The sequence below is a fragment of the Shewanella sp. NKUCC01_JLK genome (assembly GCF_019345615.1).
Lineage (GTDB): Bacteria > Pseudomonadota > Gammaproteobacteria > Enterobacterales > Shewanellaceae > Shewanella > Shewanella oncorhynchi.
Map to the genome: position 1 here is coordinate 127,611 of NZ_JAHKRD010000003.1, position 20,101 is coordinate 147,711.

Below are 20,101 nucleotides of genomic sequence, written 5' to 3' on the forward strand. Positions count from 1 at the left end.
AACTCAATAAAATGGGGATATTTACTATTTTCCATTTACCAGTGGCGATATGCAAGGTATAATCCCGCCGCAATATTTCACCTCTAAATCCTACTCAACTGGGGAGATGTTGCATATGCTACGTTTAATTAAAGAAGCGCTTACTTTTGACGATGTGTTGCTTGTTCCTGCGCATTCGACTGTACTCCCAAATACCGCCATTCTAAAAACTCGCCTGACCAATACCATTGAATTGAATATCCCACTTGTGTCTGCCGCTATGGACACAGTTACCGAAGCTCGTCTTGCGATCGCGATGGCGCAGGAAGGCGGCTTAGGCTTTATTCATAAAAACATGAGCATTGAAAAACAAGCCGAAGAAGTTCGTAAAGTAAAAATTTACGAAGCGGGCGTGGTTCAACAACCTGTGACAGTGACCCCATCAACGACCTTAGCCGATCTGAAAGTGTTAACACTGAAGAATGGTTTTGCGGGTTATCCCGTGGTCAACGAAGCCAACGAGCTGGTCGGTATCATCACTGGTCGTGACGTACGTTTCGTGACAGATTGGAGCAAAACGGTAGAAGAAGTGATGACGCCTAAAGCGCGTTTAGTCACTGTTGCCGAAGGCACTAAATTAGATGAAGTGCAAAAATTGATGCACTCACATCGTATCGAAAAAGTTCTTGTGGTTGATGATAACTATAAGCTGAAAGGCCTCATCACAGTTAAAGACTTCGAAAAAGCCGAACGTAAACCGAATGCCTGTAAAGATGAGTTAGGCCGTTTACGTGTTGGTGCCGCCGTAGGTGCGGGCGCTGGTAATGAAGAGCGTGTTGACGCTCTGGTTAAAGCCGGTGTTGACGTTTTACTTATCGATTCTTCCCACGGTCATTCCGAAGGCGTTTTACAACGCATTCGTGAAACGCGCGCTAAACATCCTGATTTGCAAATTATCGGCGGTAACGTTGCCACGGCAGAAGGTGCATTAGCCTTAGTCGAAGCGGGTGTTAACGCAGTTAAAGTGGGTATTGGCCCTGGTTCTATCTGTACGACTCGTATCGTGACAGGCGTGGGCGTACCACAAATTACCGCGGTATCCGATGCCGCTGCAGCCATGAAGAGCCTAGGTATTCCTGTGATTGCCGACGGCGGCATTCGTTTCTCTGGCGATTTAGCCAAAGCATTAGCCGCGGGTGCATCTTGCATCATGGCGGGCTCAATGTTTGCGGGAACTGAGGAAGCACCAGGTGAAACTGAGTTATATCAAGGCCGTGCGTATAAATCCTACCGTGGTATGGGTTCATTAGGCGCTATGTCTCAAGGTTCATCTGACCGCTATTTCCAATCGGACAATGCTGCAGACAAGTTAGTCCCCGAAGGTGTAGAAGCGCGTGTGCCTTATAAAGGTAAGTTGAAGGAAATCATCCATCAACATATGGGCGGCCTACGTTCTTGTATGGGATTAACGGGCTGCGCCACCATTCTAGAGCTGAATGAAAAAGCCCAATTTGTGAAAGTGACTTCAGCGGGCATGGGCGAGTCCCATGTACACGATGTGACTATCACTAAAGAAGCGCCGAACTACCGTTCAGGTTCTTAATCGTTTGATAAGAAGGGCGGCGTAAGCCGCCTCTTTATAAAGCGTATGATCCAATACTTAAAGCTGGCAGTCGCTGCTTTGAGCAATGTTAAAACAATAGATGAGATAAAGGTTACCCATGAGCGATATTCATGAGCACAAGATACTGATCCTCGATTTTGGATCCCAGTACACTCAACTGATTGCCCGTCGTATCCGTGAAATCGGCGTTTACTGTGAATTATGGGCTTGGGATGTTACCGAAGCCCAAATCCGCGAATTTGCCCCGAACGGCATTATTCTTGCGGGCGGACCAGAAAGTGTCACGGCTGAAAACTCGCCGCGTGCGCCTGAATACGTCTTTACCGCAGGTGTGCCGGTACTGGGCATTTGTTACGGCATGCAGACTATGTCTGAGCAGTTGGGCGGTAAAGTGATCCAAGGTGTGGGCGAAGGTGAATTCGGCTACGCTCAAATTGAAATGCTGACAGATTCATTGCTATTCAAAGGCATTGAAGATGCGGTTAGCAGTGACGGCAAACCCTTACTCGACGTATGGATGAGCCACGGCGATAAAGTGTCGGCTATTCCTGAAGGGTTTGTGGCGGTCGCTAAAACGGACACTTGTCCATTTGCCGCTATGGCAAACGAAGAGAAGCAATTCTTCGGCGTACAGTTCCACCCAGAAGTGACCCACACTCGCCAAGGTATGCGCATGTTATCGCACTTTGCCTTAGACATTTGTGGCTGTGCGGCTAACTGGAAACCCTCCTCTATCATCGAAGATGCGATTGAGCGCTTGAAGAAGCAAATCGGTGATGATGAAGTGATTTTAGGATTATCGGGCGGTGTTGATTCTTCTGTTGTGGCTATGTTGCTGCACCGCGCTATCGGCAAAAAACTGACCTGCGTATTCGTTGATAACGGTTTATTACGTTTGAACGAAGCCGAGCAAGTGATGGAAATGTTTGGCGATCATTTCGGCCTGAATATTATTCACGTTGATGCGGAAAACCGTTTCCTCGATGCGATGAAAGGCGAAGCCGATCCAGAGGCTAAGCGTAAGATCATCGGCCGCGTATTCGTGGAAATTTTCGATGAAGAATCGAAAAAATGCGCTAATGCCAAATGGTTAGCGCAAGGCACGATTTATCCAGACGTGATTGAATCTGCCGGTAGTGCCACAGGCAAAGCACATGTGATTAAATCTCACCATAACGTTGGCGGTTTGCCAGCCGATATGGCGCTCGGTTTAGTCGAGCCTCTGCGTGAACTGTTCAAAGATGAAGTGCGTAAAATTGGTCTTGAGTTAGGCCTGCCATACAACATGCTTTATCGTCACCCGTTCCCAGGCCCCGGTCTTGGTGTGCGCGTATTAGGTGAAGTGAAAAAAGAATACTGTGACTTGCTGCGCCGCGCCGATGCAATCTTTATCGAAGAACTGCATAAAGCCGATCTGTACAATAAAGTCAGCCAAGCCTTTACCGTGTTCTTACCTGTACGCTCAGTTGGCGTGATGGGCGATGGCCGTAAATATGACTGGGTTGTGTCACTGCGCGCAGTTGAAACAATCGATTTTATGACAGCCCATTGGGCACATCTGCCCTATGATTTCTTAGGTCGCGTATCAAACCGCATCATTAACGAAGTCGATGGCATTTCTCGCGTAGTTTACGATATCTCTGGCAAGCCGCCAGCGACTATCGAATGGGAATAAGTTAATTATTTGAATTAACGAATAAAAGGCGCCGAGTGCGCCTTTTTTGTTGTTTGATGGATTAACTTAGGTTGAATGGCTCAGCCGTGAAATATCTGTGCTTGACTGATATAATCCGGCTTTATTTTTTGCTAAAAGAGATAAGGTGTAAGTGGTGCAAACGCAACAAGACGAACAATCTCAGCAAGATGAACATTGGATGCAAGTCGCGATGCTGATGGCCGAGAAAGCTGAAGCCGAGGGCGAAGTGCCTGTGGGTGCGGTATTGGTCAAAGACGGTCAGCAGATTGCGACGGGTTACAATTTATCCATTAGCCAACACGATCCTAGCGCCCATGCGGAAATTTTATGTTTGCGGGAAGCAGGGCGTTTGGTCGAAAACTATCGTCTTTTAGATGCGACTTTATATGTTACCCTTGAGCCTTGCGCTATGTGTGCGGGCGCTATGGTGCATAGCAGAATTGCTCGTGTGGTATTTGGTGCTCGGGATGAGAAAACGGGTGCAGCGGGTACTGTGCTGAATTTGCTGCAACATCCGGCGTTTAATCACCAAGTTGAAGTGACATCGGGTGTGCTGGCCGATGCTTGTAGCGCGCAATTGAGTCGTTTTTTTAAACGTCGCAGGGAAGAGAAAAAAGCCCTGAAACAGGCTCAAAAGGCGCAGCAAGCTATTGGGTAAGTGACGATTAACGTGACAGGATTAATCCTGAGACTGAATAAAAGTAAAGAAGAGTTTTTGACGATTTAAAATACGGCGATGACGAATTTTTAGCAATGTACGACGACGCGCAACGGTATTGTTGATGGTTTTTCTTCTCATATTGACCCCATTAATTGTTATTATCGATGCCCTACAGAGATTTATCTTAGGTCATAACCCAAGACAGTAGCAGTTGCACAGGAGTGCAGCAATAGCACTGGTCAGATAAGCTGAACTAAGCGATGTTTTTCATCGCAAATTTGAGTTAGGTTGATAAACCTTAATTCAGCTTGCCTGTTGCTTAGTATCTGACCTTGTTGAAGACATCTACGTACATCTTGAGTTTTTATGTTGGTGTTCTTGTTACGTAAAACTCTGTACTTGATATATAAGAAGTGAGTTGTTGGATTGTCGTTTGGCCCATGCACCTGAGCGCTAACGAGTTAAGCTATTTAGGTTGATCAGGGCTTAACGTTCCCGCTGGAAGTACGGGTTCTTCCACAGTAAGGTCGCTCGAGTCATCATCGGGGTCAGGTTGTTTCGACTGATTATCCACCCAGACTAACGTGTCATAGTAGCGACGGATGCTGTCGACGTAATGAACGGCTTCACTGCCTCGGGCGTAACCATAACGTGTTTTTTGATAATATTTACGCTTTTGCAGTAGCGGTAGTACCTTTTTTAAATCTCGCCAAGCATTGGGATTTAACTCCATCGATTCCGCAAGCTTACGTGCATCTTCAATATGGGCATATCCTATGTTGTAAGAGGCCAGCGCAAACCACATGCGTTGACTCTCGGGGATCGATTCTGGCAGGCGATTGATCATATCGTTTAAATACGCCGCGCCGCCGCGAATACTTTCTTCGGCATCGAGTCGGTTGGTGATCCCAATCTCTTTGGCGGTTGGCTGAGTCAACATCATCATGCCACGCACTCCTGTGGCCGAGCGGGCATTAGGATTCCAATGTGACTCTTGATAGCTGGTTGCTGCCAGTTTACGCCAATCTAAATTGCCTGCATGGGTTTCAAATAATTGTCGATAACGCGGCAATACTGTCTCAATGGCACGGATAAATGCGCGAGTATCAATATAATCGAAGCGTTTTACATGACCAAAGTATTTCTCGTTGAGATGATCAAGCGTACCGGCAAGCTTCTCTTGGTGCCAAAAGGCCAGCAATTTACTCATAAGTTCATCACTGTGAGTGGGAGGTAACAGCCAGATCACATCGAGTTTTTCTTCTAGCACAGGACCTGAGCGCAAGTCGGGCAAGTAGCGACGGTTGATCTGTACGCTGCTGGAGTCGGCGATAGTGTAGTCAATTTCTTTGTTGGCAATCATAGCCAACAACTCTTCACTGTCTTTGTCGGTAATTTGATCCCACACCAGCGTTGGATAATGCTTTTGTAACTGGGTCAAGGTCTCGACGAAGGAAGAGTCGGCGATAACGGTGATCTTGCCTTTTAAGTCGCTGATGTCTTTTGGAGTTGGCATGCCTTCGCGATACACCAACACTTGATTCACTCGGTATAGCGGTGGACCTAAGCGGAACTGTTCTCGCCTTGTGGGCGTTTCTGTCATGCCTGCAGCAATAATATCGATTTCATTCTTTTTGAGGGCTTCGTACAGCTCGATACGGTTTGTGTAGGGCACCATTTTTAAGGGCACATTTAAGTATTCGGCAAACAATACCGCCATATCGTAATCGAAACCGCTATCACCTTGGCCCGAGGTCATATAAATCTGTGGGCCGTAAAGTGTACCGACTCTTAGCTCAGTTAATTTTTTCGGCACGAATTCTGTTTCGTCCACGGTTACCTGCTGACAGGCAGTCAGTAGGAAACCTAAGATAAGAGCGAACAGAAATCGAGTCATTAAATGTACTTATAGTAAATAAAATCAATATTATAGATAGCGAGTTAACAGTGGGGCATTAGTGGTGAACTGGCTGACATTGGTGGGATTATATCCGTTTGTCTGCGATTTCGAAAAAAAATCATTCTGGGGGAAAGTACAGCCGACACAATACTGGGCTTTTTATATCACAGGAAACACTGTTTTGCGTAAGGTCGCAGGTGATTTGTGACAGACATTTCCTTATAATAGCGCCACCTCTGACCCCTGCAATAATAAATAATAAGGTGAATAGACGTGATGGAGATCATCCGCGGAGCCCCTGCACTCTCGACGTTTAGGGTGCAAAAGCTGATGGAGGCCTGCGAAAACGCGGCGCTTCCGGTACGACAAATCTATGCTGAGTATGTCCATTTAGCGGATTTGAGCGAGTTGCTCGACACAAATGAACGCCAGCAACTTGAAAAAATTCTCACCTATGGACCTGCGATAGAAGCTCATATCCCCCAAGGTTCACTCCTGTTTGTCACTCCTCGCCCCGGTACTATTTCTCCTTGGTCTTCAAAAGCCACTGACATCGCGCACAATTGTGGCCTTGGTAAAGTGAAGCGTTTGGAGCGAGGCGTTGCGTATTATGTCGAGTCAGATGCACTGACAGCGCCTCAGCAACAAGCCTTAAATGCGTTGCTGCACGATCGCATGGTTGAAATTATCCTTGATGATTTTACCAAAGCCGATGTGCTGTTCAAACGCACTGAGCCTGCGCCGTTTAAGAGCGTCAATATTCTTGCCGAAGGTCGCCGCGCACTTGAAGTGGCTAACACTGAATTGGGGCTTGCCTTAGCCGAAGATGAAATCGACTATTTAGTCGAGAACTTCGTCCGTTTAGGCCGTAATCCCCATGACATCGAATTGATGATGTTTGCTCAGGCGAACTCTGAGCATTGTCGTCATAAGATTTTTAATGCAGATTGGACCATTGACGGTGAAGTTCAGCCTAAGTCATTGTTCAAAATGATTAAGAACACCTTTGAAACCACGCCTGATCACGTGTTATCTGCCTACAAAGATAACGCCGCTGTGATGGAAGGTTCGGTTGCGGGTCGTTTCTTCCCCGATCCTGATGGGGTATACAACTACCACACTGAACCTATGCACATCCTGATGAAAGTGGAAACCCACAACCATCCAACCGCCATCAGCCCCTATCCTGGCGCCGCAACCGGTTCAGGTGGTGAAATCCGTGATGAAGGCGCGACGGGTCGTGGTTCTAAACCTAAAGCGGGTTTAACAGGCTTTAGTGTATCCAATTTAAAAATCCCGGGTTTTGTTCAACCATGGGAAGGTAACTATGGCAAGCCAGAACGTATCGTGAGCGCGCTGGACATCATGACCGAAGGCCCACTGGGCGGCGCGGCATTTAACAACGAGTTTGGTCGTCCGGCATTGGTCGGTTATTTCCGTACTTATGAGCAGGAAGTCAGCAGCCACAACGGCGTTGAAGTTCGCGGTTACCACAAGCCTATTATGCTAGCCGGTGGTTTAGGTAACATTCGTGAAGAACACGTACAAAAGGGCGAAATTACTGTTGGCGCTAAGCTGATTGTGCTGGGTGGGCCTGCGATGAACATAGGTCTGGGCGGCGGCGCCGCTTCGTCTATGGCATCGGGTCAATCGAGTGAAGACTTAGATTTTGCTTCTGTGCAACGTGAAAACCCAGAAATGGAACGTCGTTGTCAGGAAGTGATTGACCGCTGTTGGCAGCTTGGCGATAAAAACCCGATCCAATTTATCCACGATGTGGGCGCTGGCGGTTTGTCGAATGCTTTCCCTGAACTCGTGAATGACGGCGAGCGCGGCGGTTTGTTTAATCTGCGTAATGTGCCTTCGGATGAGCCTGGCATGAGTCCGCTGGAAATCTGGTGTAACGAATCACAAGAACGTTATGTGCTGTCAATTGCCCCTGAAAACCTCGCGCTATTTACTGCCATATGTGAGCGTGAGCGCGCACCGTTTGCGGTGGTGGGTGAAGCGACGGCGGAAAAACATTTAACGCTTAGCGACAGCCATTTCGACAATAATCCTATCGATTTACCGCTCGAAGTCTTATTAGGCAAAGCGCCTAAGATGAGCCGCGATGTGGTATCGGCCAAAGCCGTATTGCCAGCGCTCGAACAAAACAAGATTGATGTTAAAGAAGCGGTTAAACGCGTACTGAGCTTGCCTACAGTTGCGGATAAAACCTTCCTTATCACTATTGGCGATCGCACCGTCACGGGTTTAGTGAACCGTGACCAAATGGTGGGTCCATGGCAAGTGCCTGTGGCCGATTGCGCGGTGACTGCGGCAAGCTTTGATACCTACGCCGGTGAAGCTATGTCACTGGGTGAACGTACACCGCTAGCACTGCTTGATTTTGGCGCCTCTGCCCGTATGGCTGTGGCTGAGTCAATCATGAATATCGCCGGTGCCGATATCGGTTCATTTAAGCGTATCAAGCTTTCTGCCAACTGGATGTCTGCCGCGGGTCACCCTGGTGAAGATGCGGGTCTTTATGAAGCGGTGAAAGCCGTAGGTGAAGAACTGTGTCCAGAGCTGAGCCTGACCATTCCGGTCGGTAAAGACTCTATGTCGATGAAGACCGCATGGCAACAAGATGGCGCGGATAAAACCGTGACGTCGCCTATGTCATTGGTCATCACTGCCTTTGGTGTGGTGCAAGATATTCGCAATACAGTGACGCCAGAGCTACGCACAGATAAAGGCGAAACGTCTTTACTGTTAGTGGATTTAGGTGCGGGCAAAAATCGTTTAGGCGGTTCTTGTTTAGCCCAAGTGTTTGGTGAGCTGGGTGATATTGCGCCGGATCTTGACGATGCTGCACTGCTGCGTGGTTTCTTCGAAACGATGCAAAATCTAGTCGCTAAAAAATCGGTTATCGCTTACCACGACCGTAGCGACGGTGGTTTATTCACTACCTTAGTGGAAATGGCTTTTGCCGGTAATACAGGTTTAGACATAGATGTAGAGGACTTGCAGGGCACTGATTTAGAACGACTCTTTAATGAGGAGCTCGGCGCTGTGCTGCAAGTGAGCCGTGACAATGCTGCGAAAATTGCCGCTCAGTTCGCTATCGCTGGCGTGCCTTGCCATGTGATCGGAACTCTAGCCGACGATCAACGCATCACCATTAAAGATGGCGCGCGTGAAATCTTCAGTGATACCCGTGTAGCGCTGCGTACTGTGTGGTCAGAAACCACGTATCGTATGCAAGCTCTGCGTGATAACCCAGCGTGCGCGCTTGAAGAGTTCAAACTTAAGCAAGACGAAACCGATTTAGGCTTAACCGTTAACTTAAGTTTTGATCCAAGCACTGATGTTGCCGCACCTTATATCCTTAAGGGCGCTGCGCCTAAGATGGCGATTTTGCGTGAGCAGGGCGTTAACTCCCAAGTGGAAATGGCAGCTGCTTTTGACCGCGCTGGATTTGAAAGCCGCGACGTACACATGTCGGACATTTTATCTGGCCGTATCAGCCTAGAGGATTTCCAAGGCCTAGTGGCCTGTGGTGGCTTCTCCTACGGTGACGTATTAGGCGCAGGTGAAGGTTGGGCTAAGTCGATTCTGTTTAATGAGCGAGCTCGCGATGAGTTTTCTCGTTTCTTTGAACGTGACTCAAGCTTTGCCCTTGGCGTGTGTAATGGCTGTCAAATGCTGTCAAACCTGAAAGAAATTATCCCAGGTAGCGAGCACTGGCCACGTTTTGTGCGTAACCGCTCGGAGCGTTTCGAAGCGCGTTTCAGCTTAGTTGAAGTGCAACAGAGCCCGTCGTTATTCTTCCAAGGTATGGCAGGTTCACGTATGCCCATTGCTGTATCCCACGGTGAAGGTTTGGCTGAGTTTGCTAGCCCTGAAGCGCTGGCGATTGCCGAAGCGTCAGGCACGATTGCGCTGCGTTTTGTCAATGGTAAAGGTGATATCGCGACTCAGTATCCACAAAACCCGAACGGCTCGCCAAATGGCTTGACTGGGATTTGTACCACAGATGGCCGCGTAACCTTGATGATGCCGCACCCCGAACGTGTGTTCAGAACAGTGGCTAACTCTTGGCATCCAGATGCTTGGGGTGAAGATAGCCCTTGGATGCGTATGTTCCGTAATGCACGAGTGACCTTAGGTTAAGCGTTTAAAGTCAACGGCTTTTGCCTTTGTTGAGGGGTAAAAGCAGGTTAATGAAAGCGTAAAAAAGGAGCGATAATTTCGCTCCTTTTTTTATATATAAAATGCATTTTATGGAAGTGATTGTATTTCAAATTATTAACGCTTATTGCAAATAATCTAATGGACTAAAGTGGCAAAATAGCCACTTTAATCGGTAAATACCTATTAATAGGTATGTTGCGCATTTGATACGGGGCGTGGTGTTTTATGGGGTTCTGGAGTTGTTGGGGGATGCTAGGGTCTTAATATAGAAAAAGCCCCCAATCTCAGGGAGATGGGGGCCCGTTTTGCGCTAACAAAACTTCACATAAATGCAATCAATTTCACGAGTAATTCTGGGGATTATTTCAGCTCATTAGCTGTATAAAGTTCAACAAAAACACGCTTGTAGCTGTTAACCAGACGTTCAAATAATTTAGTCATATCGATATCTCCACACCAAAAGTTAGTACCTATGTGCGCGAAGTTGGTCTTGGCTGGGCTACGACACCAGTTCTACCAAATTGTCTCCTTAACACAGGACATATATTAAACAACTTAGGTTAGCTTCTCAAACGAGAAAAAATACAAATATTCATTATTAAAACTAATGTATTTTAGAGTGTGTTATTGTGATTTTTTATATTTATATGTATTTATATTTGATTTTAAAGGTTTTAAATTATGGTTCACTTAAATTTGTGACAATATTTTTTAGTTAATTTGTTGCAACATTATTTATTTATTGGTTTTTTGATGATTAGAGCTGATTTTTACTGCCTAGTTGGTAAAAGTATGACTTTATATTAATTAATAGCTGCTCACTACTCTTGTTTTCCTCGATTGTCAATCCTCTCTGGTGGGGAAGTGTGTGCCTCACCGCAAAACCGACCTAAACCCCTGAGTTTGATTGATTTGCATCAAAGCGGGGTGGTATAAAATAGCCACAAATGAAAATGAATAAATATCTTAACTATCTGATATTTATATCGATGAAATCATTTGATTGAGTGAGTGGTAGGGCGTCGGTCTCAGTTACTTGCGATAGTGTGACTCGCGTCTCAATATGCAACAGATATTGGTACTTTTTAGCCCTTGCTGCTTCGAACTAATGCAAAAGATTAAATTTAACGGTTTATACTGTTGTCGCAGATATAAACACAAAATGAAAACTCACTATCCTACAAAGGCACTTGCTGTGATTGACGCGGGTTTTGTCATAGCAATTGGACGCACCAAGTAAGGAGTCACCGATGATTGTTGAAGAGGTTGTTGAGCTATCGCGGTTGCAGTTTGCGCTGACAGCCATGTATCACTTCCTATTTGTTCCCTTGACTTTGGGGTTGGCATTTTTGCTGGCTATCATGGAATCACTGTATGTGATGACAGATAAACAAATTTATAAAGATATGACTAAGTTCTGGGGTAAGTTATTTGGTATTAACTTTGCCTTGGGGGTTACCACAGGTTTGGCAATGGAATTCCAGTTTGGTACTAACTGGTCTTACTATTCGCATTACGTAGGGGACATCTTTGGTGCGCCTCTGGCTATTGAAGGTTTAATGGCCTTCTTCCTTGAATCTACCTTCGTGGGTATGTTCTTCTTCGGTTGGGATCGTTTCACTAAGCGTCAGCATTTAGTCGTGACTTGGTTAGTGGCCTTTGGTTCTAACATGTCGGCATTGTGGATCCTAGTGGCAAACGGTTGGATGCAAAACCCTGTGGGTTCAGTGTTCAACTACGAAACCATGCGTATGGAAATGACCAGCTTCGCTGAAGTTGTGTTTAACCCTGTCGCGCAGGTTAAGTTTGTTCACACCGTCGCTTCTGGTTATGTGGCGGGTGCCATGTTTGTACTGGCGATCAGTGCTTATTACATCCTCAAGAAACGTGACTTACCTTTTGCTCGTCGCTCATTCGCGATTGCGGCAAGCTTTGGTATGGCGGCGATTCTGTCGGTTATCGTGTTAGGTGACGAATCTGGCTATAAAGTGGGTGAAGCACAGCGCGTTAAGTTAGCAGCGATTGAAGCTGAGTGGCATACAGAGCCTGCTCCAGCGGCCTTTACTGCTGTCGGTTTTCCGAATCAAGAAACCATGAAAACAGATTTTGCAGTCAAAATTCCTTATGCGATGGGTATAGTGGCAACACGCTCGTTGGATGAAGAAGTGACTGGTATTCATGACTTGATTGCTGAGCATGAAGTGCGTATCCGTAACGGTATGAAAGCCTATGCCATGCTAGTGAAACTGCGTGCGGGTGAAGAAACGCCTGAACTACGTGCTGCTTTTGAAGAAGCGAAAGTCGACTTAGGCTACGGTTTCTTACTAAAACGCTACACAGACAAAGTGGTTGATGCGACTGAAGAGCAAATTAAAGCAGCAGCTAAAGATTCTATCCCGAACGTAGCACCGATTTTCTGGAGCTTCCGTGTGATGGTAGGTCTAGGCTTTATCATGTTGTTCGTATTTGCTGCGGCATTCTGGCAAAGCACACGTCATCAAATTGCCGAGAAAAAATGGGTACTTAAAGCTGCACTTTATAGCTTGCCATTGCCTTGGATCGCGATTGAGTGTGGTTGGTTTGTGGCTGAGTATGGTCGTCAACCTTGGACGATTTCTGAGGTACTACCGACCTTTATGTCTGCGTCAAGCTTAACGACTGGCGACTTATGGTTCAGTATCCTTTCTATCACCTTGTTCTACACTGTACTGCTGGTGATTGAGATGTTCTTGATGTTTAAGTTTGCCCGCATTGGTCCGAGCAGTTTGAAAACTGGTCGTTATCATTTCGAGAACCTAGAAGCCTAAGCAGAGGATTTCATTATGTTTGATTATGAAATATTAAGAGTTATCTGGTGGGCTCTGATCGGCGTACTGTTCATCGGATTTGCGGTTACTGATGGTTTTGACATGGGTGTCGGTGCGTTACTGCCAATTATAGGCAAAGACGATACTGAACGCCGTATCATGGTTAACACTATTGCTCCCCATTGGGACGGCAACCAAGTGTGGTTAATCACAGCAGGCGGTGCGTTATTTGCCGCTTGGCCTATGGTGTATGCAGTGTCTTTCTCTGGCTTCTATGTCGCCATGATGTTAGTGCTGTTTGCCCTCTACATGCGTCCAGTCGGATTCGATTATCGTTCTAAAATCGAAAATCCAAAATGGCGTAAGTCGTGGGACTGGGCCTTGTTTGCCGGTGGTTTTGTACCTCCGCTAATCATAGGCGTGGCCTTTGGTAACTTGTTGCAAGGTGTGCCTTTTGAATTCGACGAGTTCCTACGTGCGACTTATCACGGTGGTCTGTTCGGCCTGTTGAATCCTTTCGGTTTGCTGGCAGGTCTTGTGAGCGTGAGCATGTTTATGATGCAAGGCGCTTCTTGGCTACAAATGAAGACTGACAGTGAGCTGCGTGTTCGTGCTGCGAAAGCCACGCAATTCTTCGCACTGTTAGTGGCTGTGTTGTTTGCTGCTGCGGGTGTGTGGTTAGCCAATGGTATTGATGGTTATGTAGTGACTTCAGTACTGGACCATAATGCGGTTTCTAACCCAGCCATGAAAACCGTCGCAATTGAAGCGGGTGCTTGGCTTGCCAACTATGACAAATACCCCATCACTATGCTGTTCCCCATCTTAGGTGTGGCATTGCCGCTGCTAGTGATTTTGGTTAGCCGCTTTAACCGTTCAGGTTTTGCGTTCCTATTCAGCTCACTCACTGTGGCTATGGTGATTTTGACTTGCGGTGCAGCAATGTTCCCATTCGTCATGCCATCATCACTTAACCCTAACGTCAGTTTGACTATGTGGGATGCAACAGCCAGTAAAATGACCTTAGGTGTTATGACTGCTGCTGCAGCGATTTTCGTACCTATAGTGTTGAGCTACACTGTCTGGACTTACTACAAGATGTTTGGTCGTATCGGCCGTAAGCATATTGAAGATAACAAAGCCTCACTCTATTAGGCATTAAGGAGCATCTGCTATGTGGTATTTTACGTGGATATTAGGGGTTTTGTTGGCCTGTTCTTTCGGGATTATCAATGCCCTGTGGCTTGAGAATACTGAGAACATGGACAGATCGGCAGAAGATGCCGAGTAGCGTCTAAACTCGATTTAAAAACCTCGCATCAGCGGGGTTTTTTATTGGGATTTTTTGATGGGCTGAGGTTATTTTAATTTGAGGCAGAGCTAGGCTATCGTATTAGGCCAAGCAGTTAACTTCGCTGCAGAGTGGTGATGTAACTGCAACGAATAGGTCTGATATTATTGTTTTTTGATTGTGCTCTCTGCAGATGCTTGCTCTGCATGGCTTAAGATATTTTCTCCATTACTCCTTTACGTCAGTATCCTAAATCAAAGTCCCAAATCCATTTCTTAAATGTGGCTCCTATCGTTTTGATGTAGTGCTGTTATAAAAAATGCCGCCCTGTTAGGGCGGCATTTAACGTTTGATAAAGCACTAACTCTGTATCTAAGTCCGTATTTGAGTTAGGCCTTAAACTGGCTTATTTGGCGTTTTAAGGCGGCGGCTAAGGAAGACAGTTCATTGGCAGAATGCACTGTTTCAGTGGCACGGTGCTCGCCTTCGTTAGCGAGTTCGCTGATCTGATGCAAATTGTGGGTTATCTCTTGTGCAACACTGCTTTGCTGCTCAGTAGCCGAGGCAATATTGCGTGAGCTAATCGCGAGTTCGCCAATCCTACGGGTGATTTCCTTCAGTTGTTCACCCGTTGCTTCACCCTGTGCTGCAGATTCCATTCCTAATTGATGACTTTGGCTCATTTGTTCTGCGGTGCTTTTCACTTGAGTTTGCAGCTTTTCAATCGTTTGGCCAATTTCTACAATGGATGACTGGGTCCGCTGGGCGAGAGTTCTCACCTCATCGGCAACGACAGCAAAGCCTCGACCTTGATCGCCTGCGCGCGCCGCTTCAATCGCTGCATTTAATGCGAGTAAATTAGTTTGCTCTGCAATGCTGTTAATGACTTCGGTCACTTTGCTGATCGCTTCACTTTCATGGCTGACTTTTTCAACCGATTGATGACTATTACTGAGTTGCTGACTGAGTTTGAGTAAATCCTGCACCACTTTCGTCTGTTGGTTTTGACCTTCTTTGGCTGCGGCATCCACTTGCTGGCTTTGAACTGCGCCATCTTGGGCATGATTAGCTACATCACGGATCGAGGTCGACATTTCTTCGATGGCAGTTGCGATTTGATCCGTTTGTAGCATTAGAGCTTGAGCTTCTTCACCATTTTGCTTCGCGATACTCTGTGCCTTGGAGGCCTGTTGCTCTAGACTCATGACTGAATCCTGCAATGCAATAATCAATTGCCTGAGCTCTGAGGACATAGTTGATACGCTGGTCGTAATTCGATCCACTTCGTTTTGACTCTGTGGCTCTGATGGCGCTAAGTGATGGCTAAAATCGCCACTGCCTAAATTTTCCATATGCACTTGGAGGGCATGCAAAGGTTTGAGTGCGCGAATTAAGACAACTGATAATAGCGCTGTGATCAGCGCGATCCCTGTGATAGCAACGATGGCGTTGATGGTGAGCAATTGCATACTTTCTTCATTAAGCTCGCTTGCCTTGACTTGACCCACTAGCACCCAATTCCAGCCTGTTACGGTTTGGCTATAGGCAAACATGGGCTCATTTTTACTATTGTTGTAATGGGATTCCGCATCATCTTGGGTGACATACGCAACACTTAAGCCATCAAGCATACTTTCGGTGATGATGTCACCTGCGTTGAACTTAGGATGGGCGACTAACACATTGTCCGCTTTGCGTACTAATAGAAAATGGCCACTTTCTTCTAAGGTGATTCTGTTAACTGCTTCTTGTAATTGTTTTAAGGAACTGGTGATGTCGAAGCCAATATATAAGATACCAATGACTTTGCCCTGTGTGTCTTTCACTGGACGATAGACTGTCATGTAGTCTTTGCCGAAAAGTTTGGCATAACCTTCGTATTCATTACCGCTGATCAGCACTTGATAGCCTGGATGTGTTTTGCCAAGGGAAGTACCTAGTGCACGGCTGCCATCGGCTTTTTTGAGCGAAGTCGAAACTCGCATAAAGTCATCGCCATCACGCACAAATACTGTAGCGGTACCGCCAGTTAGATTAGCAAAACGATCGACTTTACTTTTTGATGAGTTCACTTGTTCTTGTTCGTGCATTAGGGCTGGAGAGCCAACTCCCATCACATTGACAGTTTTATTTTGCAGACTAAATTGTCCAGGATACATTTCCTTAAAAACATCGGCGTTGCGTCTCGCAAGCTGCAGAAGACTATCGTACTGCAGCTCTAACATGTCTGAAACTGCACGCATTTCAGATTTCATGGCACTGATACCTTTATCTTCTAATACATTTGAAGCGGCTTTATAGGAGACGGTACTCAATACGCCAAAGATGAGAAGAGTAAGAATAAACGCGAGGGCGCCAATTTGTTTTGCAATAGGCCAATTTTTATAATTCATCGTAAGATCCTATAGGTAACGGTTACATTAATGTAGCCTAAGTTTTACTCTGTAGTCTTGATGTGGGTCTAAAACTTCTGCAATTTTAAACTCATTTCGTTGATATTTTTGCAGTTTTAGACTTGGACTCATCGGCTTATTTTGCAGAAATGTTAGCAGATAACATGCCCAAGTACTGGCTGTATTATGAGGGTATAGACTAAGCTGCTTAAGGTGAATGGAGTTCATAGTGTTAGAACCACATTATAGGAGAAGTGTATATGCTAGGTGAGAATCATGCGTTGGTTTATGAGTTTCCTGATTTTGTCGATCAAATTAAGCATTTAAAAGTCAATAATACTGCCTTCGCGACCATGGCTAGTCGTTACCATGAGCTCGATAATAAAATTAGGGCGCTGGAGTTAACAAAAGTGCCCACCGCCGATGAGCACTTTTTAGCATTAAAATTAGAGCGATTAAACCTTAAAGATAAACTGTACCAATATCTAGTTCATGATGCGATTTGAGCTTGAATCGCGGATGGGTTGTTCGCCGTACGGGTTTTCATCAGCAGCAAATACATGGTTGGAACCCATACCAGAGAAAGTAAAGTCGTCAGCAGGGTGCCGCCCGCGATAGCAATGGCAAAGGGAGGCCAAAACCCGCCGCCAGCAATGATGAGCGGAATAAAACCGCCCACGGTGGTAATAGTCGTTGAGCTGATATGACGACCACAGCTGCTGACGGTAGACACTATGGTTTCCATATCGCCGAGCCGAGCGCTTGGCATATCTTCTAGTTCGGCCAAGATCACAATCGCAGCGTTAATGGCAAGTCCCATTAATCCAAGTAGTCCTATGATGACAGGGAATCCAAAGGGATAACCAAATACAAACACGGCTAATAGGCCAAGTCCTGCCGATTGTATCGCGCTCAATAGAATAATCGCCGTAAGCCTAAAGGAGTTGAACGATAACACCACAGTGGCTAATAACAAGGTGACGACCAACATCATATTGGACAGTAAATTACCGACTGCTTCGTTACGCTTAGCACTTTCACCGCCGATTTCAATGCGATAACCCGATGGCAACGGTAATTGAGCCACTTTATCTTTGACATCATTAAGCACTTGGGCTGGTAATACCCCACTGACGATGTAGGCTTCTATGGTATTAACCCTTTGGCCGTTGCGCCTTGGAATGGCGCCGCGGCTCACTTGCACTTCGTTGTGGGCGAGGGCGGATAATGCAACAGACTCACCCGAAGGTGTCATTAATTGAATTTCAGAAAGGCGGCTCACCTGCTCGCGACTGTCATCATCAAGGCGAACTCGTACGGGTAAGGATTCTGTTTGCTCAAGCACGCTGCCACCGATAACGCCTGTGGTTGACATTTGGATCTGCTTGGCAATGTCCGTCAGGCTTAACCCACTCATTAGACTGGCATCTTCATTTACCTGTAGCCACAGCTTAGGTGCACCAGCACTTAAGGTTGCACGTGTGTGAAGTACGTCCGGCGTTTGCGCGAGAATATTACGAACGTCGTCGCCCAATGATCGCAAAGTATCTAGATTCGGGCCGAAGATCATTAACTCCACTGGCGCATTAAAGGGCGGGCCTTGCTCGAGTTTTCGTACTAGTACTTGCGCTCCGGGAAAAGCGCTATCAAATTGCTGTTGTAATTCGGGGATTAACTCATTAGCACGCTCAAAGTCAGTCACCTTTACCATGGCCTGTGCATAGTTAGTCGCCCCTTGTTGGCGCTGCGTCAGGTTGTAATAAAATGAGGGCGTATTACCGCCGACCACCCAATCGACTTGAGTGATCCCTGTGACTGCGTGGAGTTTTTTATCCATCAACTGCACTTGGTTCAAGGTGTTTTCTAAACTCACATGGGGCGCAAGATAGATTTCAATTTGGAACATGTCCCTGTCCGATGGCGGAAAGAACTGCTCCGTCATCTTACCCGAGGCTAAAAAACCTAATACTGGCGTAATGCCGATAAGCAGCGCGCTGACGATGGGGCGTTTAAGGGCAATTCTCAGGCTCGCTTGAAAATATTGGCTCACTAGCGGGAGGTTGATCCCGTGTTGGTACCAGACATCCTGTTTACCTTCATGACTAAAACGTCCCGCGAGCCCTGCAATTAACGTATGGGAAATCACGTAAGAGCCCAGCAGCGCAAACATCACTGACATGGCAATACCACCGACAAATTCCCCCGCAGCACCGGGCATGAGTACTATGGGCGCAAAAGCCAAAATAGTGGTGATAGTCGATCCCGCTAAGGGCAGCCAAAGGTGGTGTAAGGTTTCGCTCACTGCGGCTAAACGGCTCATTCTTTGCTGACGCCTTTGTGATATGGCATCGACAATCACTATCGCATTGTCCACCATGATCCCAAGGGCGACGACGAGTCCTGTCACCGACATTTGATGTATCGGCAGGCCGATATATTTCATGCAGGCCAAGGTAAACAGCGCTGTGAGCGGCAATGAAATCGCCACTATAATGGCGTTTCTTAAGCCTAGGGTGAGGAGTAATACCAGTAAGATGATGACAAATCCTTGCAGCAGGTTAACCACTAGCCCGCCAAGTCGTTCGCTGGTGTAACTGTTTTGCTCGAATAGCCACTGGATCTGGATGTTGGCGGGGACGTCGCGATTGAGTTCGTCAACGACGTTATTGACTTGTGCTTGCCAAAGATCAACACGGGTATTATCGATCATTCGCACTGCAACCATTACGCCTTGTTCACCATCGACTAACGCTATGCTATCCGCTGGGGTTTGAGCTTGGCGAGTCACAGTGGCTATGTCGCCGAGGCGAATAATTTGCCCTTGGCTATCAATTTTAAGCGGCACTTGGCGAATACGGGTTAAAGAATCAAGCTCGCCGGATACTTCAACTAAGGCTCGAAATTCACGGTTGTTGATTTCACCGGCAGCAATTTTACTGTCGGCGCCGCTGAGAATATGGGCGATAGACGCAGGAGAGAGCTGTAACTGGCTCATCTTGTTACCATCAAGCTGCACTAGCATTTCTTCGGTTGGGGCGCCGTAAAGTTTGACAAAATCCGTGCCCGATAACAGCCTGAGCCGACTCTGTAATTCTTTTGCGTAGCGGTTTAGCATGTCGACTTGTACGGGTGTATTACTATTCCACACTAAACTTAAGATGGCGGTGTAGGCATAACCAATTTGATCATCGAGTGTGGGAGATTGTATGCCCTCAGGTAAATTAATTTTCGCATCGGCCAATAAATCCCGTGCTCGAGACCATACGGGAGCCGTTTCTTTAACTGTGTCTTTCAATTCTAACTGTATAACTGAAATCCCTGGTCGAGAGGTTGATTGGATCAACTTAATTTCTTCCAAACGTCTGAGCTGGTTTTCAATGACTTCAGTCACTAAGGCTTCGACCCGCTCGGCTGAGGCGCCAGGATAAGGGGTGATCACAGAGGCGAAACGGTTAGTTATGTGGGGATCTTCAGTACGCGGTAGGCTCGATATTGCACCAAAGCCTGCGACAAGTAATAGTGCAATAACGAGGCTGACTAAGCGGCCGTTTTCAACAAAGGCTTTAATCAT

11 protein-coding genes are annotated in these 20,101 nt (G+C 46.6%); 8 read left to right on the forward strand and 3 right to left on the reverse strand.

What is annotated here, in order from left to right:
* The first annotated feature begins 115 nt into the window (after positions 1 to 115).
* The 3 genes from guaB (at position 116) to tadA (ending at position 3,957) form a co-directional block, all read left to right on the forward strand.
* Positions 116 to 1,582, forward strand: a complete 1,467-nt coding sequence (gene guaB / locus KO537_RS04545; RefSeq protein WP_006085677.1) for an IMP dehydrogenase — start codon at positions 116 to 118, stop codon at positions 1,580 to 1,582.
* A 118-nt stretch (positions 1,583 to 1,700) separates the two neighbouring features.
* A complete protein-coding gene (gene guaA / locus KO537_RS04550) occupies positions 1,701 to 3,278 on the forward strand; it encodes a glutamine-hydrolyzing GMP synthase (RefSeq protein ID WP_028761248.1) in 1,578 nt (525 codons plus the stop codon).
* Between the two features lie 151 nt (positions 3,279 to 3,429).
* Complete coding sequence (gene tadA, locus KO537_RS04555; RefSeq protein WP_081729095.1) at positions 3,430 to 3,957, forward strand: tRNA adenosine(34) deaminase TadA; 528 nt, start codon at positions 3,430 to 3,432, stop codon at positions 3,955 to 3,957.
* A 469-nt stretch (positions 3,958 to 4,426) separates the two neighbouring features.
* Here the strand turns inward: tadA and mltF are convergent, their stop codons facing one another.
* Entirely contained in the window at positions 4,427 to 5,857 is a 1,431-nt protein-coding gene (gene mltF / locus KO537_RS04560) for a membrane-bound lytic murein transglycosylase MltF (protein WP_105251900.1), read from the reverse strand.
* A gap of 279 nt (positions 5,858 to 6,136) precedes the next feature.
* On the opposite strand from mltF, the gene purL reads away from it, so the two are divergent.
* From purL to cydX, 4 genes are all read left to right on the forward strand, one after another.
* Complete coding sequence (gene purL / locus KO537_RS04565) at positions 6,137 to 10,018, forward strand: phosphoribosylformylglycinamidine synthase (RefSeq protein WP_219234026.1); 3,882 nt, start codon at positions 6,137 to 6,139, stop codon at positions 10,016 to 10,018.
* A gap of 1,271 nt (positions 10,019 to 11,289) precedes the next feature.
* A complete protein-coding gene (locus KO537_RS04570; protein ID WP_028761244.1) occupies positions 11,290 to 12,846 on the forward strand; it encodes a cytochrome ubiquinol oxidase subunit I in 1,557 nt (518 codons plus the stop codon).
* Between the two features lie 15 nt (positions 12,847 to 12,861).
* Positions 12,862 to 14,001: a cytochrome d ubiquinol oxidase subunit II gene (cydB, locus tag KO537_RS04575; RefSeq protein ID WP_028761243.1), complete on the forward strand. Its 1,140-nt coding sequence runs from the start codon at positions 12,862 to 12,864 to the stop codon at positions 13,999 to 14,001.
* Between the two features lie 19 nt (positions 14,002 to 14,020).
* The gene (gene cydX / locus KO537_RS04580; RefSeq protein ID WP_011788717.1) at positions 14,021 to 14,137 is read left to right on the forward strand and encodes a cytochrome bd-I oxidase subunit CydX; all 117 of its coding nucleotides are present in this window, start codon (positions 14,021 to 14,023) and stop codon (positions 14,135 to 14,137) included.
* A gap of 389 nt (positions 14,138 to 14,526) precedes the next feature.
* Here cydX and KO537_RS04585 read toward each other — a convergent pair whose 3' ends face one another.
* Positions 14,527 to 16,530 carry a methyl-accepting chemotaxis protein gene (locus tag KO537_RS04585; protein WP_219233952.1) on the reverse strand — a complete coding sequence of 668 codons (2,004 nt, stop codon included), beginning with the start codon at positions 16,528 to 16,530 and terminating at the stop codon, positions 14,527 to 14,529.
* Between the two features lie 260 nt (positions 16,531 to 16,790).
* Between KO537_RS04585 and KO537_RS04590 the strand changes: the two genes are divergently transcribed.
* Positions 16,791 to 17,036 carry a DUF465 domain-containing protein gene (locus tag KO537_RS04590; RefSeq protein ID WP_105251903.1) on the forward strand — a complete coding sequence of 82 codons (246 nt, stop codon included), beginning with the start codon at positions 16,791 to 16,793 and terminating at the stop codon, positions 17,034 to 17,036.
* Here the strand turns inward: KO537_RS04590 and KO537_RS04595 are convergent.
* Positions 17,021 to 20,101 carry an efflux RND transporter permease subunit gene (locus KO537_RS04595; protein WP_219233953.1) on the reverse strand — a complete coding sequence of 1,027 codons (3,081 nt, stop codon included), beginning with the start codon at positions 20,099 to 20,101 and terminating at the stop codon, positions 17,021 to 17,023. The two genes, KO537_RS04590 and KO537_RS04595, sit on opposite strands and share 16 nt — an antisense overlap.

What these genes read in the sequence shown, in the direction of transcription:
- purL (WP_219234026.1), top strand. Translation starts at nt 6,137, where the DNA reads ATGGAGATCATCCGCGGAGCCCCTGCACTCTCGACGTTTAGGGTGCAA.
- cydX (WP_011788717.1), top strand. Translation starts at nt 14,021, where the DNA reads ATGTGGTATTTTACGTGGATATTAGGGGTTTTGTTGGCCTGTTCTTTC.
- guaB (WP_006085677.1), top strand. Translation starts at nt 116, where the DNA reads ATGCTACGTTTAATTAAAGAAGCGCTTACTTTTGACGATGTGTTGCTT.
- KO537_RS04590 (WP_105251903.1), top strand. Translation starts at nt 16,791, where the DNA reads ATGCTAGGTGAGAATCATGCGTTGGTTTATGAGTTTCCTGATTTTGTC.
- KO537_RS04570 (WP_028761244.1), top strand. Translation starts at nt 11,290, where the DNA reads ATGATTGTTGAAGAGGTTGTTGAGCTATCGCGGTTGCAGTTTGCGCTG.
- guaA (WP_028761248.1), top strand. Translation starts at nt 1,701, where the DNA reads ATGAGCGATATTCATGAGCACAAGATACTGATCCTCGATTTTGGATCC.
- mltF (WP_105251900.1), bottom strand. Translation starts at nt 5,857, where the DNA reads ATGACTCGATTTCTGTTCGCTCTTATCTTAGGTTTCCTACTGACTGCC.
- KO537_RS04595 (WP_219233953.1), bottom strand. Translation starts at nt 20,101, where the DNA reads ATGATTAAAGCCTTTGTTGAAAACGGCCGCTTAGTCAGCCTCGTTATT.
- cydB (WP_028761243.1), top strand. Translation starts at nt 12,862, where the DNA reads ATGTTTGATTATGAAATATTAAGAGTTATCTGGTGGGCTCTGATCGGC.
- KO537_RS04585 (WP_219233952.1), bottom strand. Translation starts at nt 16,530, where the DNA reads ATGAATTATAAAAATTGGCCTATTGCAAAACAAATTGGCGCCCTCGCG.